At 61.6% G+C, this 16,110-nt stretch carries 16 protein-coding genes and 1 pseudogene; 6 read left to right on the forward strand and 11 right to left on the reverse strand.

Annotated elements, in window-relative coordinates; all coding sequences use genetic code 11:
- Positions 1 to 4: 4 nt before the first annotated feature.
- From cmlS to ACL02S_RS15265, 6 genes and pseudogenes are all read right to left on the reverse strand, one after another.
- Positions 5 to 1,705: pseudogene (cmlS, locus tag ACL02S_RS15240) on the reverse strand (chloramphenicol-biosynthetic FADH2-dependent halogenase CmlS); the annotation flags it as partial.
- Positions 1,706 to 1,730: 25 nt separating this feature from the next.
- Positions 1,731 to 2,369 (reverse strand): LbetaH domain-containing protein, encoded by a 639-nt coding sequence (locus tag ACL02S_RS15245; protein ID WP_412803072.1) that lies wholly within the window; start codon positions 2,367 to 2,369, stop codon positions 1,731 to 1,733.
- On the reverse strand, positions 2,370 to 3,734 hold the full coding sequence (locus tag ACL02S_RS15250) for an ANL family adenylate-forming protein (protein ID WP_412803073.1): 1,365 nt from the start codon (positions 3,732 to 3,734) through the stop codon (positions 2,370 to 2,372).
- Positions 3,735 to 4,430 (reverse strand): SDR family NAD(P)-dependent oxidoreductase, encoded by a 696-nt coding sequence (locus ACL02S_RS15255; protein WP_412803074.1) that lies wholly within the window; start codon positions 4,428 to 4,430, stop codon positions 3,735 to 3,737.
- A 3-nt stretch (positions 4,431 to 4,433) separates the two neighbouring features.
- A complete protein-coding gene (locus tag ACL02S_RS15260) occupies positions 4,434 to 5,321 on the reverse strand; it encodes a GNAT family N-acetyltransferase (protein WP_412803075.1) in 888 nt (295 codons plus the stop codon).
- A 5-nt stretch (positions 5,322 to 5,326) separates the two neighbouring features.
- Entirely contained in the window at positions 5,327 to 5,650 is a 324-nt protein-coding gene (locus tag ACL02S_RS15265; protein ID WP_412803076.1) for a hypothetical protein, read from the reverse strand.
- Between the two features lie 1,062 nt (positions 5,651 to 6,712).
- Here ACL02S_RS15265 and ACL02S_RS15270 point away from each other — a divergent pair.
- The 3 genes from ACL02S_RS15270 (at position 6,713) to ACL02S_RS15280 (ending at position 9,853) form a co-directional block, all read left to right on the forward strand.
- On the forward strand, positions 6,713 to 7,489 hold the full coding sequence (locus ACL02S_RS15270) for a maleylpyruvate isomerase family mycothiol-dependent enzyme (RefSeq protein ID WP_412803077.1): 777 nt from the start codon (positions 6,713 to 6,715) through the stop codon (positions 7,487 to 7,489).
- Positions 7,490 to 7,752: 263 nt separating this feature from the next.
- A complete protein-coding gene (locus ACL02S_RS15275; protein ID WP_412803078.1) occupies positions 7,753 to 9,132 on the forward strand; it encodes a TrkH family potassium uptake protein in 1,380 nt (459 codons plus the stop codon).
- Between the two features lie 82 nt (positions 9,133 to 9,214).
- A complete protein-coding gene (locus tag ACL02S_RS15280) occupies positions 9,215 to 9,853 on the forward strand; it encodes a potassium channel family protein (RefSeq protein WP_412803230.1) in 639 nt (212 codons plus the stop codon).
- A gap of 44 nt (positions 9,854 to 9,897) precedes the next feature.
- Here the strand turns inward: ACL02S_RS15280 and ACL02S_RS15285 are convergent, their stop codons facing one another.
- Positions 9,898 to 10,434 carry a TerD family protein gene (locus tag ACL02S_RS15285; RefSeq protein WP_412803079.1) on the reverse strand — a complete coding sequence of 179 codons (537 nt, stop codon included), beginning with the start codon at positions 10,432 to 10,434 and terminating at the stop codon, positions 9,898 to 9,900.
- Between the two features lie 182 nt (positions 10,435 to 10,616).
- Between ACL02S_RS15285 and ACL02S_RS15290 the strand changes: the two genes are divergently transcribed.
- Positions 10,617 to 10,871 (forward strand): hypothetical protein, encoded by a 255-nt coding sequence (locus tag ACL02S_RS15290; protein ID WP_412803080.1) that lies wholly within the window; start codon positions 10,617 to 10,619, stop codon positions 10,869 to 10,871.
- Positions 10,872 to 10,954: 83 nt separating this feature from the next.
- Here ACL02S_RS15290 and ACL02S_RS15295 read toward each other — a convergent pair whose 3' ends face one another.
- From ACL02S_RS15295 to ACL02S_RS15305, 3 genes are all read right to left on the reverse strand, one after another.
- Positions 10,955 to 11,233 (reverse strand): hypothetical protein, encoded by a 279-nt coding sequence (locus ACL02S_RS15295; protein ID WP_412803231.1) that lies wholly within the window; start codon positions 11,231 to 11,233, stop codon positions 10,955 to 10,957.
- A 326-nt stretch (positions 11,234 to 11,559) separates the two neighbouring features.
- A complete protein-coding gene (gene curA, locus ACL02S_RS15300) occupies positions 11,560 to 12,576 on the reverse strand; it encodes an NADPH-dependent curcumin/dihydrocurcumin reductase (protein ID WP_412803081.1) in 1,017 nt (338 codons plus the stop codon).
- A gap of 109 nt (positions 12,577 to 12,685) precedes the next feature.
- Entirely contained in the window at positions 12,686 to 13,309 is a 624-nt protein-coding gene (locus ACL02S_RS15305; RefSeq protein WP_412803082.1) for a LysE/ArgO family amino acid transporter, read from the reverse strand.
- A 73-nt stretch (positions 13,310 to 13,382) separates the two neighbouring features.
- Between ACL02S_RS15305 and ACL02S_RS15310 the strand changes: the two genes are divergently transcribed.
- The gene (locus tag ACL02S_RS15310; protein WP_412803083.1) at positions 13,383 to 14,279 is read left to right on the forward strand and encodes a LysR family transcriptional regulator ArgP; all 897 of its coding nucleotides are present in this window, start codon (positions 13,383 to 13,385) and stop codon (positions 14,277 to 14,279) included.
- A 177-nt stretch (positions 14,280 to 14,456) separates the two neighbouring features.
- Positions 14,457 to 15,206: an LGFP repeat-containing protein gene (locus tag ACL02S_RS15315; protein ID WP_412803084.1), complete on the forward strand. Its 750-nt coding sequence runs from the start codon at positions 14,457 to 14,459 to the stop codon at positions 15,204 to 15,206.
- Positions 15,207 to 15,723: 517 nt separating this feature from the next.
- On the opposite strand, the gene ACL02S_RS15320 is transcribed toward ACL02S_RS15315, so the two are convergent.
- Positions 15,724 to 15,912, reverse strand: a complete 189-nt coding sequence (locus ACL02S_RS15320; protein ID WP_412803085.1) for a hypothetical protein — start codon at positions 15,910 to 15,912, stop codon at positions 15,724 to 15,726.
- Positions 15,913 to 16,110 lie beyond the last annotated feature (198 nt).

Consider the following 16,110-nt stretch of genomic DNA (forward strand, 5'->3'; position numbering starts at 1 on the left):
CGCGTTACACCTCGTACTCTACGCCGACACCGTCGAAGCGCAGCCGGTCCTGGATGACCACCCGCTTGTCGTTCTTGTCGTAGCCGACCAGCAGACCGGCTTCCATCATGCGGATAACTATCTGTGAACTGATTTCCGTACTGCCCGACTCATTCAACAGCTTGACCAGTGTCTTGTAGCCGAACTGCTGCTCCTGCAGGTCGGCAAAGATCTGCCGATGCCGCTCCTGGAGCGGATATTTGATCATGGAAGCACCGGATTCGTTCCCGATCACCTGCTTCGGTTCGAGGTGCATACCCGAGGGGTCCACCTTGTAGTAGTCGGTGAGCAGAACCTGCCTGCCGGTCCACTCGAAACGAGTGATCCGGTTGAGCTGTTTGGTCAGCTCACCGATCCAGCGGACCCGTGCCGCGGTCAGCTCGCCTTCGGAGAATTCGTCGCTGAGTTCCGTACGCTGATGGCGTCCGATGGCGATCATCGTTGATGCTCGGTCCCGGAAATCCGAAATGGACCAGTCCGAGCTCACCCGGTCTTTTTCGACCAGTCTCTCGAACCACTGCTTACGTTCCAGGCGCGAGTCTTCCGATTCGGAAATCCGCCGCCGCAGCCAGAATTCCGACTCCGGCTCGGTGAAGGAGGCGAAGGTATAGAACGACGCGAGGAACTCGTGATACTGCTCATAGGTTTCGCGATAGCTCCGGTTGTACCACTGATGTACGGCATCCTGTTCATCACCATGGGCGGTGATCCGGTCGATCGCCGCCGCGGCCGACACCGCGGACTGCGTGGCCAGGTGAACTCCTTGCGAGAACAGCGGATCGGTGAAGCAGGCGGAATCGCCGCACAGGAAGTAACGACCGCTGGAGAAATGCTCCGAATCGTAGGACCAGTCGTGTACGACACGGACCTCTTCGCTGGGTTCTGCCCCGCCGAGGATCTCCATAGCCCTGGTACACCGGGCGAGGGTGGTCCGGTAGAACTCCTCGACACCGACCTGCCGTATCTCCGCGGCCTTCGACCGGTCGACCACAAGACCCACACTGTAGATGTCACCCTTGAGCGGAATCATCCATACCCAGCCGTCTTCGAAGGTGATCGAGTACGTGGTACCCGCGAGATCCCCGGCGAACGGGTCTGCCCGCTTGAAGTACGACCAGACCGCGAAGTTCTTGTAGAACTCGTCGAACCGCCGAATGTTCAACTGCCGCGCCAACGGGCCCGCCGAACCGCCTGCCTCGATCAGGAAATCTCCGTGCACATCACGGGATTCGTCGTCGTGACGTACCGATACACGTACCCCGTCCGTAGAGCTTATGTCCACGTCTTCGACGAGTGTCGCCTGATGGATCACAATCCCCCTGGCTCTGGCCTGCTCGACGAGCAGCTGATCGAATTCTTCGCGCCGGACCTGGATCGCGTGGTCGAAGACCCACGGCGCCGTCTTCGGGGTCGAGAAGGAGAATGTCCATGGCGCCTGGTCACGCCCCCACAGGAAGGTTGCCGAGGGTTTCTTCACGAATCCGGCGGCATCGATGGCCTCTTGCAGCCCCAACCGGTTCAGAATCGACAACGTCCCTGGCAGAAACGACTCACCGATGCGATAGCGCGGAAAGCTCGCCTTCTCGAAGACTTCTACCTCGTGCCCCAGCTTGTGCAGGGTCAGCGCGGCCACACAGCCTGCTGGACCGGCTCCGATGACGATGACCTTGGATCTACTCACAACGTGCTCCTCATGGCAGTTTCAGTGACTTCATGCGGGTGGGCACGAAGTAGGAGTGGTGACTCTCGGGGTTGTCGAACAGCGTCAGACCGGCTTGAAAACTGCCGTGATCGCCGACCCGGATCTCGGGCACGATCGTGCAAGACAGGCCGAAGAAGTTATCGTGGCCGATTTCTACGCTGTTGCCGCAGTGGAAGTTCGGGGCGAAAAAGTTGTTCGACCCGATTCGGGAATGATGACCGATCGTGCAGTGATAATTGAGGACGTTGCAGTCTCCGATGACAACATCCGCACCGAGATAGCAGGAAGGGCCGATGATGTTTCCGGTCCCCTCGATACGCGCGGACGCGTAGGTGCTACCGGGATGGATCACGTTCGCCGCGCGCAATCCGTACTTCTCGACCACATCTCTGAACAGCTTGCGCCGCAAGGCGATATCGGATACCGCGACGATCACCTCGGTGTCCTCGGAGAAGGTGAACCCGTCCAGCGGTACACAGCGCTGCGAGGGCACGTGGACCTCTTCGTCGGCGATGGTCAGATAGGTCGCGATCCGAGGACCACCCGCGCCCGCGGCACGCGCGTCGTCGAGGTAGGCGCTGACTTCGACGGCGAATTTCCCGGCGCCGATGACCACGAGATCAGCCATCTATAGGTTCCTTTTCTTCTTGAATCGCTCCGATACCTCGATACTGTCGACGACATTGACCTTCGACGGAATCTTGAATCGCTCGACTCGGCTGGACATGAATTCGACCACATGCTTTCTTATTTCGCCGCGAGAGAACCCATCGGCCGGTTTGACATCGACCCACACCGACTGTCCGGTGATGGCGTTGGGTCGACCGTAGGCCACGCAGTCCTCGATCATCGGACTAGACATCAGAATGGCTTCTACTTCCAATGGCAGAACTTTTTCTCCACCGACATTGACCACTTCCTTGGCACGGCCGGTCACTCTCAGGAAACCGTCCTGATTGAGCTCCACCAGATCACCGGTCTTGAACCACGAATCTTCGGTGAGCGATTCATTCGCGTAATTCAGATATCCCAGGAATTGAGTTCGGCTCTTCAACTGCAGCTCTCCGTCCACAATACGGTACTGCATATCCGAATCTTCGATTTTGAAAAAGGTACTGCGCGACGATTCGCTGACCGTGGTGGAGATCCCGGTTTCGCTGGTACCGAAGGTCTGCAGCAGCTTGGCTCGTGGAACGGCCTCGTTGATACGCTGCAATAATTCGGCAGGCATCGGTTCGGTTCCATATGTGATCAATCGAAGGCTACGCAAATCATAGCGTCGGTGGAACTGCCCGATGAGCAATAGATTCAGGAAGGTCGGCGTAGTCGGCAGTACACGTATCTCGTGCTTTTCGACGAGTTCGCATATCTCTTCGGGAGAACGCCCGCCGGGAATCACCGCCGGACTGCCACCGAGGACGGCGTTGAACAGGGTATTGATTCCGCCGATATGGTCGAACAACAGGAACAGCAGGATGCTCGGCGCCTTGTGGCCCAGCCTGGGACGCTTGCTCAGCTTCTCCTGTACCAGTGCGTCGAGATTGTGCAGGATCGCCTTCGGCGCCCCGGTACTGCCACTGCTCAACAGCACCAGGCCGGCAGCACCGTCACCGCCGAGTTGCGCGTAGGTCAGATCAGCCGCGGCTCTGTCCACCGGGGGCAGCGTCGCTATATCGATTCCATCCTCTGCACGTATCAGATACTGGGGATGGCAATGAGCGGTCACCGTATCACGCACGGTATCGGAGAAATTTACTGTAGGAAGGACGATGTTGCCGTTGAGTGTGAGTGCCAGCAACATCGTAATCGCATCGAATGAGAAATCACCGTTGAGGACCACGACATCCCTCGGCCGCACTTGCTGCGCACGGAGCCGGGACTCGTACTCCAGAATCGCCGTCAACAGTTCCTGAGCACTGTAGTGCCGGTCCGCGTCGATGACGGACGTTTTGGATCCCAGATCGGTCAGCCGGGATATCAGTTCACTTCTCATTCAGTGCACACCGCCTAGAAATAGAGTTTCCCCGGTGACGAAACCGGACTGCGGAGACAACAGAAATTCCACCGGTCCGGTGATGTCCTCGATCTCACAGAGACGCTTGAACGCTTGGCGCTCGACGAGCCGGTCGATCTTGTCCTTGGGTACCGTCCGGGTCAGCACCGTCCGCACCGGGGGCAGACCGATCGTATTCACCCTGATGCCGAATGGGCCCAGTTCTTTGCTCATCACACGGGTCATCTGTTCAACCGCGCTCTTACTCGCCGAATAAACCAGCTGTCCTTCGAGGGCCCACGGCACGGCGATTGTCGAGACATTCAAGATCGCTGGGGAATCAGTGCTCTTCTGCAATAATTTTGTAGCTTCCCGGCTGCAGTTCAGTACTGAAAAGAAATTCAGATCGAACACCCGGCGTGCAACATCCTCCGGTGTCATCATGAAGTGATTCATCGTCGCGGTCCCGGCATTGTTGACCAGACCATCGAGATGACCGAAATCCCGGCGGATCGAGCGGAACAGGGTCCGCACCGATGCCGACTCGGTCAGATCCAACTGATAATGGCGATAATTGGGGTCGTCGATCGGTGCGGGCTTTCTGCTGCAGCCCAGCACCTGATGACCACGACGGAGCAGGTGCTCGGCAATACCTCGACCGATACCGGATCGGGTTCCTGTTACCACAATGACCATGGCTCAATGCAATCGATATCCGACCAGCAACGGCTCGCTGTAGAGCTGGGTCCGTAACTGGTCTGCGGTGAGCACCTTCGACTTGTACAGCGAGGGCACTTCGCGGGCGAACGACCTGGTGCAGATCCCCGGGGTGTGATCAGGGAGTTGATCGCGATCGATGATCAACGAAAGCCAACCGTAGCGGCCGCATAGGTACAAGGCCAGGTACTCCAGCGCCTCGGCGAGATAGGCCGGATCACTGAAGTAGATGATCCGGCCGAACCGGAGGAACCTGCCCGAACGCATCGTCTTGACGATGAGATAGAGGTACCCCGACCGAGCGGGGTGCCGAACCAGCATGTGTGTGCAGTCCACGTCGTAGTGATCCCGCAGGATCGCCTGATCACCGGAATCGAGTTCCCGCTCCACAACCGGCTTGTCCGTCGATATCCGATAGCGACGGCGCACCGCGCGCACAGTCGGGACCGGGCAGATCTGCAGTAATGTGGTCTCCAGGTCTTCGAAACCGAACTTCTTACTTATCTCGTAGACCGGCTGGGTAGGCGTGTAGTTCAGCAATGTGACGCGTTTGAGCCCTATAACAGGAAGGAAGAGCTTCATGCTCTCGTTCCGATAAGCATCCTTGACATACCAGCTGTGCAGCTCACAGAACTTGTGCCGCCCGGCTTCGGTATCACGCTCGGTGAACAGCATGCCAAGGAAACCGACCACCTCTTCTTCCGACTCCAAGAGATAGCCGTAATACCCCTCGTTACCGCCCCAGATAGGCTGAAACAATCGACGGCGAGCAGAGAACGGTAGCGCCGCATTATTCAATGTGGAGCCGCGCAGCAATTCATAGACTCCGGCCGCATCAGCCGAGGTAGCTTTTCTGACGATGGTCGGCATCTAATTCACCTGCTTATTTCAGTGGGAGCCTGCGCACCCAGCTCGGCGATTTCCTCCTCGATGAACGACAGCAGGTTCGTCACACTGGAGAACGGGCTCACACTCCGCGATACCGCCTTCTCCGACGTCAGCGATATCTCCAGGTCGAATTCATCTTCCAGGTGTTCCTCCAACAGGGTGAGGAAGCTGACCAGATGCATCGAGTCGAACAGTCCGGTTTCGCCGTATAGCGATATATCCAGTATGTTGTCCGTCGGAATTTTCTCGGCCCGTGTCGAATTCATGTCCTCGAAAGCCAGACGTACCAGCTCCACCAATTTCACACGCATACTTCTCGATACCCTTTCCTAGGACCCTCGACCGCTACCGGTCCGATGAAGACGAATGTGCCCGACCCCACAGCCGTCGAGGTCGGCCCTCGTAGCCGATACACACTGTGGATCCGGAGGAACGTCACCGACGCAAGGACACCGGGTACGCGAGTCACGACAGCCCCCGACACCACACAGAGGACGATCGGCAGCACTGGACTCGGCAGAAGGTATGCGGGCAGGAATACGAGCGTGAGGATGGCCGAGCCTATCGAGAGAGTTGGCCACGGATTTCCATTTCCAATGACCAATAGCAATTCCTTCCGAAAAGAATACGTGCGGGTAAGACACAATGAAACACTCTGCCCGACAGCGGACGACGGTGACACTCGCCGGCAGGCAAAGGCCGAAGTGTGTAGTTCACAAGCAGTTAGTCATAATGGACTCACCGCGAACGAAAACAACCGCCGACAATGCCGGCGAAAGCCGTATACGGCAAGATAAATAGAACCGAGCTCAATGCGCGGACAACCCGTAGAACGCCTCCAAATTCCAACGTCCTCCTATGGAGTTCTTCGCTCCCTCGCGAAGCGACTCGAGTATTGCAGTCACAGGAACAGTCCGCAACCGCAAGCGCAAAATAGACTGTGACTCCGCAGTGCTATTGCCCGATTCGGAAGCAATGGTCGCCGACACTTTCGGTAGAGCGCACAGCCGTTGCGCGACCACTGGATCCGATGCCGATCAGCCAGCGCTCCGGATGAGCGATGAGCCACCCGGGCATGAACGGAAAGTTCGCCATCGCTATATGTGATCCCCCTGAACATCACGTTCACCGGCCCGTACAGTATGAATAGAAATTAACGATGGATTTGCCGAATTGCTCACTACGGGACCGTATCGAGAGTGAGCGAAGGGATCGGTAAGTGGCCGAACGAACAGACCTCGGCAGCGGTGATACCGACTTCCCGCCGGATGGTGTCATGACCGCTTCTCTCGAGGCAGCAACTCCGCGCGGTGAGCATTCGAAGGGCACTCTCGGACGCATTGCGTGGAGAATTCCTTGATAAGGTCCGGATGATGAGCTTCCTACCTGGCGTCGCGATACGCGCGGGGTTGATCTCCGAGACAGCGGCACTGGCCGAGCTGTACCGAACCGCAGAACTCCGGACTCCTATCCCGACGTGCCCCGGCTGGCAACTCAGCGACCTGCTCGAGCACGTGGGTGGTGAACATCGTTGGGCGGCAACCATGGTGACGCGGCGCTGCACCGAACGAATCGACTTCACGGCGGTACCGGACTTCACACCCCCGGCAGACCCGGAGCAAGCACGGCGGTGGTTGCGCCGAGGCGCCCATATCCTTGTGGAGGCAGTCGATTCCACTGGTGCCACCATGCCGATCTGGACTCCGTTCGCCTCGGCGCAACCGGCCGAGTGGTGGATCCGCAGGCGATTGCACGAGACCACAGCGCATCATGCCGAAGCCGATCTCGCACTCCATCGCAGGCTCCGTCTCGCTCCCGCGCTGGCCGCTGACGGACTGTCGGAATTACTGGACATCCTGACAGTCCGGTCGGCACGAATCCCAACCTTGCCGTTGGATCCCGGCTCTTCCCTGCTGCTGCGCGCCACCGATACCGAGCCTGCGCACCCTGGCAGCTGGTCGATTCGACGATCCGATGGCGAGATCTGCTGGGACCACGAGGATCCCGGTGCGGCCGATGTCCTGATCCAGGGCTCGGCTACTGCTCTGTACTTGCTGGTATTGCGGCGGATTCCGATCGACGATCCCCGCGTGATCGTCTCCGGCGATCGCGCGATTCTCACCACCTGGCTGGAACGAACCCGATTCTGAGGGCAGGCACTCGCTACCTGTGCTGGGCCGAACAAACCCGCAGGTCGAGCCTTCGCTACTACCGGAATACCATATAGACTGGCTGCGGCGTACACCGAGCTCTACCGTGGCCCGCCGGCTCTATCGCCACAGCGTGAACCGGCCAGGCCCGGTCCACGCGGCACGAGGGAGAGCACCGTTGAGCAAGCCACGATGATCAGCGCGCCGAGTTATCCGAGTACCTGGGCACAACGGCAGGCCGGGGCAGGCGGCGTCGGTGCGCTATGAGCCGCGCCAAGGTACCGGTCATCCACCGTCTCGGCCCGCTCGGTAGTCCGGCACGGCTCACGGTTGCCGGATTCGCCGCAGCGGACCTACTCGGCACACTCTTGCTCACCCTGCCCTTCGCCTCGGAGTCCGGCACCTGGACCGACGTGGTCACCGCGCTGTTCACCGCCACCTCGGCCCTCTGTGTGACCGGGCTCGTCCTGGTCGACACATCGGACTATTGGTCCCCCTTCGGAGAAGCGGTAGTGCTCGGCTTGATCCAGATCGGCGGACTCGGCATCATGACCGCGGCCTCCCTGCTCGGCCTGCTGGTCGCACGAAGGATGGGCCTGCGCATGCAGCTCATCGCCCAAGCCGAAACGAAAACACTCCAGCTCGGTGAGACCCGCAGGGTGGTGCTCGGCGTTGTGACGATGAGCCTGGTCATCGAGCTGGCGACCGCGGCGGTACTCACCGCCAATCGCCTCGCCACAACGCGGGAATCATTCGGTTCAGCCGTATACTTCGGCGTCTTCTACGCGATTTCGGCATACAACAACGCAGGGTTCGCGCTCCACGACGACAGTCTCATCCGCTATGCCACCGATGCGTGGATCATCGTGCCGATCGCGGCGGCATTCATCCTGGGTGGCCTCGGCTTCCCAGTTGTGTACGAGGTGATACGCGCGGTCCGTATCCGGTGGCGCGGTGCTCGGAGGCCGGGCTGGTCACTGCACACCAAGGTCACCGTGTTCGCCTACCTCGGCCTGACCGTGACCGGGGTCGCCCTGGTGACCGCAGTGGAATGGAGTAATCCGCATACGCTCGGCCCGCTCTCCCTGGCCGGCAAACTGCTCACCGGCGCCTTCCACGGCGTCACCCCACGTACCGCGGGCTTCAGCTCGATCGATATGGGCGCGGCACATCCGACGACACTGCTCGGCACCGACATACTGATGTTCATCGGTGGCGGCAGCGCGAGCACCGCGGGTGGAATCAAGGTGACAACCTTCGCGCTGCTGGCATTCGTGATCCATACCGAGATCCGCGGGCAACCGACAGTCCACGTGATGGGGCGGCGGCTGGCTGCCGCGACCCAACGCCAGGCCGTCACGGTGGCGCTGCTGTCGGTCGCGGCGGTGGTAGCCGCGACCATGCTGCTGCTCTGGCTGACCCGGCTTCCGCTCGACGCAGTGCTCTTCGAGGTGGTCTCCGCTTTCGGAACTGTGGGTCTGTCCACCGGTATCACCGCGGACCTTCCGGTTACCGGGCATCTGCTGCTGACCGCGATGATGTTCATCGGCCGCGTCGGACCGACCACCCTGGCCTCGGCACTCGCGCTGCGTGAGTACGAGCGATGCTACGAACTACCGGAGGAGCGACCCATCGTTGGCTAAAACGGCTGAGACGGCTAGGACACAACCCCGAGAATTATTCGGCAAACCTCCCGGCAAACTTCCGAAACACCCGACAACCCGCGTGGTGGTCATCGGACTCGGGCGCTTCGGCAGCTCGCTGGCCCGTGAACTCGTCACCCACGGCTCCGAAGTACTCGCGATCGACTCCGTGCCGCGGCTGGTACAGCACTATTCGCACGAGTTCACCCACGTCGCCGTCGCCGATACCACCGATCAGGATGCGCTCGAACAGCTCGGGGTCCCCGATTTCCCCCATGTGGTCGTCGGGATCGGTGGTGAGCTCGAGGCCAGTATCCTCACCACTTCGCTGCTTGTCGACTTCGGGATCCCCCATATCTGGGCGAAGGCCACCAGTCGCCAGCACGCGCGCATTCTGGAACGCATCGGCGCCCACCACGTGGTACTGCCGGAACACGATATGGGCGAACGCATAGCCCACCTGGTCACCGGCCGCATGCTCGACTACATCGAGTTCGACGAGGACTACGCGATGGTGCGCACCACAGCACCGCGCGCCGCCATCGGCATGACGCTCACCGAAAGCGGGCTACGCCAGCACTTCAACGTCACTGTTGTCGCCATCAAACGTCGTGGCGGCGAATTCACCTACGCCACACCGGATACCATGGTCATCGACGGTGACCAGCTCATCGTCGCCGGAAGTATCGCCTGTGTCGAATCCTTCGCCGACCTCGTCTGAATCCGCTTTGCCGCTGGGGCCGGCAAAGCCGGGCAGCACCATCGTCAGCCCAGATATCGACCGAGATAAGGCGCCGCCTCGACCGGATGCTGTGCCTCGATGCCCTCGTTGATGGTGCGGAAATCCCACCCGCCACTCGTACGAACCACCGCGCCCATCACCACTCCGCTGGCGGGTACGCCGCTGAGATCGTATCGGGTGATCTCGGTGCCCGAAGCACCATCGACCAAGCGGCAGAAGGCGTTCCCGATATCGGCGAAGGTATGACCGCTATAACAGGTCACCAGGAACAAAACAGTCGATACCTCCGGGGAGACCCTGGTCAGGTCGACGGTGATGACCTCGTTGTCACCCTTGCCTTCTCCGGTGACGCTATCGCCGTGATGGCGTACCGAACCGTCCTGCGACATCAGCTGCTCGTGATAGACGACATCGGTCAGCTGATCGCCCCGAAACAGCAGCGCGGCGGCATTCAAGTCGATCTCGCCTTCCTGGAACCATTGGCGCGCGGGGTCCCAGCCCAGTGCCATATCGAGGTAGCCGATACGCATACCGGTGTCATCACGCAGCTCGATGGACAATCTATGTTCCCTTCCTCAGAGGCGAAAGCAGCACTACTGCCACCGAACAACGCCTGGCCGACTTCGATACCTACCGCAAGCCTGCCAGGAAGCAAAGCTGTACCGCGCGAAAGTGTGATGCTCTTGTCCCGCTGGCTCCAAGGTTTTAGGGCACAGTGTATTTCACAGTAGAATGCACCGACATGGACGGTTTCTTACTGTTCGTGATGTCGGTCGTTCCGGTGATACTTATTCCGGCCGGATTCGCATGGGCGGTAACGCGTGCGCGCCGACGCGGCCTCGGTGGTTCGGTTGTCGGCCCCTTCCAGGAGATGTGGGATCCGGGTGCCGCGCGAACTCGGGTCGAGATCGAAGTGCGAGCCGAGCAGAAAGCGCCTGCGCCGTCACCGGGTGACCCGTTGTCTTCCACCACTACGGGCGTACGACCTGATCGTTGACCCGATCCGGCCGCGATGCCGCTGGATAAGCGAACCGGCTCGACGAATCGGTCGTCGAGCCGGTGGTCACGCGTCTGGCCCGGTCAGCCGATGACGGTGTTCATGATCGTTCCCGCGCTGGTCGCTACCGCGCCGCCCGCCATAGCGCTGGCGATCATCTTGGGCGACTGCAGGCCACCACCGTTCCATTTCTCCCAGGCGAACCTGCCGCCGCCGTAGGTGATCGCGGTGATGCCGGATAGCTGGACCAACCAGGTGAAGTACCGTCCCATCTGCAACAGCTTGTCGGCCAGCGGCGGTGCTTCCGCGGTCGGATCATCGAATTGCGCGACAACGGTCTCGTGTAACGAGGCGAGAATCATACTCACGTTCGTGCTCCTTTTCGCATGCCGAGGTGCTGCTGGAGACAAATTCGAGAGAAAGAGCTGCGTTGCCGGGGCGGTCGGCGCGCTACGGGCGCTTCGCGCCGATCGCGGACGCCGATCCGACGTCCGCGATCGTGGTCGTATCCTGTTTTCCGGGTGATTGCCGAGAGACGCGCGACAATACCAATTAGAGCGCATCGGCATGCGACATTCCCCTTCGACACGCCGCTATGCGCATAGATCGGCGCACAGCCGGGGGTTTCCGGTCACCGCATCGGTGACTCGTTGCCGCTGCCGTGTGGCCGGTGTACTGAACAGTGCCGTCAGTCGGCGACTTTCACCACGACCTTGCCGAAATTACGGCCTTCGAGCATGCCGATGAAGGCTTCGGGGGCGGCGGCCAAACCGGGCACGACATCCTCAAGATAGCGGACCCGGCCGTCGGCGACCCATTCGCCCATATCGCGCAGGAAGTCGGGATACAGCTCGCGAACGAACTCGGATTGGATGAATCCGCGCACGGTGAGGCTCTTGGTCAGGATCCGGCGGTAGTAGGCGGGCAACCGGTCCGGCCCCTCCGGATCACCGATCGTGTTGTAGTTCGCGATCAGTCCACACACCGGCACCCGCGCATAGGTATTCAGCAGCGGATAGACCGCGTCGGCCACGGCACCGCCGACATTTTCGAAGTAGACGTCGATACCGTCGGGAACCGCCGCCGCCAGCTGCTCGGCGAAATCGGGAGCGCGATGATCGATCGCGGCATCGAAGCCCAATTCCTTCAGATGGGCCACTTTGCGCGGCCCGCCCGCGATACCGACGGCGCGCGCACCATCGATCTTGGCGATCTGCCCGACCGCCGAGCCCACCGGCCCGGTCGCGGCAGCGACAACCACTGTTTCGCCCGGCTGAGGTTTACCGATCTTGCGCAATCCCGCGTATGCCGTGAATCCAGGCATGCCGAGCACACCCAATGCGGTCGAGACCGGGGCCTTGGCCGGGTCGAGTTTCCGGACACCGCTCGCCCGCGCGACATCATGTGTCTGCCACCCCGAGTAGGCCAGCACCACATCGCCCACCGCCAGCGCCGGATCCTTGGATTCGAGTACTTCGGCCACCGTTGCGCCGACCATCACCGCACCGATCTCCACCGGGTCGGCATAGGACTTGGCGGAACTCATCCGGCCGCGCATATACGGATCCAGGGACAGATACAGCGTGCGCAGCAGCACCTCCCCCTCGGCGGGAGCTGGGAGTTCCGCGGTCTCGGTCCGAAAATTCTCCGGGGTGGGTGCGCCTTCCGGCCGGGAAGCAAGCACGATTCGCGTCGACTCGACCATGAGCTCCACCCTAACCGGACAGTGCGGTCGCCCGGTGCCCGCATTCGACGCGTGTCCACGGTGCGCACCGGGATGGTGTCCCGTACCTGGGGAAGACCGCGTACCGCGGTCAGCCGGTGTACAGCAGCCAGAAGCCGAGACCGAGCAGCACCACCGCGATCACCGAGTCCAGAATCCGCCAGGCGACCGGACGGGCGAACAACGGTCCGGCCAGCCGGGCACCGAAACCGAGAGCGGTGAACCAGAGCACACTGGCCAGCATCGCCCCCGCCGCGAGGAACCAGCGGTCCGGACTCGTATAGGTATTGGCGAACGAACCGAGCAGGACCACCGTATCGAGGTAGACGTGCGGGTTGAGCCAGGTCAATGCCAGACAGGTGGCCACCGTCGTACCGAGTGCCGCGGTGGTCTTGACCGATTCGGCGATCAGCGTGGCGGAGCCGAACGCGCGCCGGATGGCCAGAACCGCATAACCGAGCAGGAACGCCGCGCCGCCGTAGCGTGCCACGACCAGCACCGCCGGAACGGACTCGACGATAACGCCGAACCCCCCGACTCCTGCCGCGATGAGCACGATATCCGATATCGCGCACACCGCGACCACCGCGACCACATGCCTGCCGCTGATCCCCTGGCGTAGCACAAAGGCATTCTGCGCACCGATCGCCACGATCAACGACAGGCCGAAGCCCAGACCGGACGCACTCGCCACTACCGCGGAAGAAAAGCTCACGTCCGATGACGCTAAGGCGCACACAATACCAAGACAAACTAATCTTTCTTAACTATGATTAGCATTGCTTAATATGGATCTTCAGCTCGACCAGCTTCGTGCCTTCGAGGCCGTGATCACCGAGGGGACCTTCGAGGCCGCGGCGCGGCGGTTGCGCATCACGCCATCGGCGATCAGTCAACGGATCAAAGCTCTGGAAGAAGCGACCGGCCGGATCCTCGTGCAACGCGCGAAACCGGTACGCGCCACCGAATCCGGCCATACGGTCCTTCGATTGGCCAGGCAGATCCAGCTGTTGGCCGGGGATACCGCACGCGAACTCGGCGGCGATCACCGCAGCAGTCCGGTCCGGGTACCTCTCGCTGTCAACGCCGATTCCTTGGAGACCTGGGTGATCCCCGCGCTCGGCCGCACACCGCGCGGAGTGTGCTTCGAGATCCATCGCGAAGACGAGGAACACACCACGCAACTGCTGCGCGATGGCACCGTGATGGCGGCGATCACCGCCACCGCGCAACCGGTGCAAGGATGCAAGGTCGATCACCTCGGCGCGATCCGTTATCGGCCGATGGCCAGCCCGGAGTTCGCGAACACCTGGTTCACCGACGGCGCGACCACCCAGTCCTATGCGAATGCCCCGGTGGTGCTCTTCGACCGCAAAGACGACCTGCAGGACCGCCTGTTACGTCATCGCAGCCCGACACCACTCGATCCGCCACGCCACTATGTCCCCTCGTCCACCGGATTCGCCGAGGCGGTCCGGCTCGGGCTCGGCTGGGGCATGCTGCCCGACCTGCAAACGCGAGACGATCGAACCACCGGCCGCTTGGTGACGATCGATCCCGGTGTCGTCATCGATGTCCCGCTGTACTGGCAGCAATGGCGGCTGGACTCTCCCGCCCTCGGTGCTGTCGCGGCGACCATCGCCGCGGCAGCCGCGGACGCACTACGACCAACGGCAGAGACATAGCGCGCTGATACCGGTCTGCGTAACACCAGGAGCTCGCATAGGCCCCCTCGCGACACTCACCCCTCGCGCACGTCCGCTCCGGCGGCAGCAGCACGCCGCGGGGTAGTTTGGAGCTCAGCACGCCGACCACAGATCCGCTCCACCGCATATCTGATCCCCCACGCTCAGGGAGTCCACTTGGCCCGGCACCCGCACCCGTACCGCTCCCACCTCCGCAGCGCTTCCGCTGCCGCTGCCGTCGCAGGCATAGTGCTGGTCGGCAGCGCGGTCGAGGTGACCGCCCGCCCGATCGGCCCCTATGACGTGGGCGGAGCGATCGAAGCCGAGTACGACAGAGTCGGCGGGCTCGCATTCTTCGGCGAGCCCCTCTCCCCCGAGTCCGCCGCTGCCCGCGGCGGACGCTATCAGCTCTTCGAGCGTGATTGCTCCATCTACTGGCACCCGGACACCGGAGCCCAGCAAATCGGCGGCGCTATCCGCGATAAATGGGGTGATCTCGGCTACGAGGGCGGTCCACTCGGCTATCCGGTCACGCGAGAAATGGCGACGCCGTCGAAGCCAGGCCGCTACAACGTTTTCCAAGGCGGCTCCATCTACTGGTCGATCGGTACCGCGGCGCATCAGATCGGTGGTTCGATCCGGGACAAATGGGGCTCCTACGGCTGGGAGAGCAGCCCGCTCGGCTTCCCCATCACCGACGAAACTCCCGCCCGCGCGGGCAACGGCCGCTACAGCCTTTTCGGCGGCGGCGCTATCTACTGGTCTCCTACCACGGACGCCCACGTCATCTGGGGAGCGATCCGAGGAAACTGGGAGGCCGCGGGCGCCGAAGCCGGTCGCTACGGTTACCCCATCAGCGATGAATACGATGTCGCCGAGGGCAAAGCCCAAGACTTCCAGGGTGGCCGCATCACCTGGCGTCCCTGAACCACATCGCCGAACCGGCCGCCGGATCGATCACACAGTAGGCAAGTCCATAGTTTCGACGACGAACCACGGATTCGGCTCGGCGCCACCGGGGCCCCACCCTACGATGGGGCCACCGTGGCCGAACCGGCCGGTGCCCGAGTCGATCCTCAGACCCCGACCTCGCCCGGAATACTGCCACATCGTGGCAGCCGCGTCAGATCGGCGAACGCCCATCGGTACGTACATCTGCTCATGCATCGGTACGGACGACAGCGACTGCGAGACGCTCGAACAACTTGGCGGCGAAGCGCTTTCGGATAACGATTCAGCATCGAAACCTCCTCGTCGACACCGAACCGTTACCTGAATCAGCCCGAAACCCATTCGGATCACCCTCGCGGGCAAAACATTTCACATGAACAGTGGCAAATACACTCTCGCCCCGATGTTTCCGCGAAAGCATGGAAGCGCAGTCGGACCGGACCTGACACCTTCGGGTATCGTGACAGCCACAGAGGACTCGGATGCCGTCCGCTCAGCGCATCTCCTTTCGCGGCCACTCGACACCACGCCGTTCAGGGGATCCCTGCGGCGCGACACCACCCTGCTCCGGCTCGAGATCGAGTTCGCCCGGCCGGTCACGACGCAACGGGTCCCACACCATCGCCGCCGCCGACCCGGCCAATAAGGCAGCGACAATGGTCGTCACAACTGCGTACACCACGAATTCCCACCTTCCCGAGAAACGAATCGTTACCGTGTAGTCAACGGATATCGAACGCGCACAACTGATTTCACGCTGCACGATAGTAGAATGGTTCTGCACCCACCGCACATCGAGACCGATCACACTCACCCGCCGGACCCATACCGGAGCGGATCACGCCGTCCGCCCTCCCGAAAACCTGCGGACATGCGGACG

This window comes from Nocardia spongicola (assembly GCF_047200775.1).
GTDB lineage: Bacteria > Actinomycetota > Actinomycetes > Mycobacteriales > Mycobacteriaceae > Nocardia.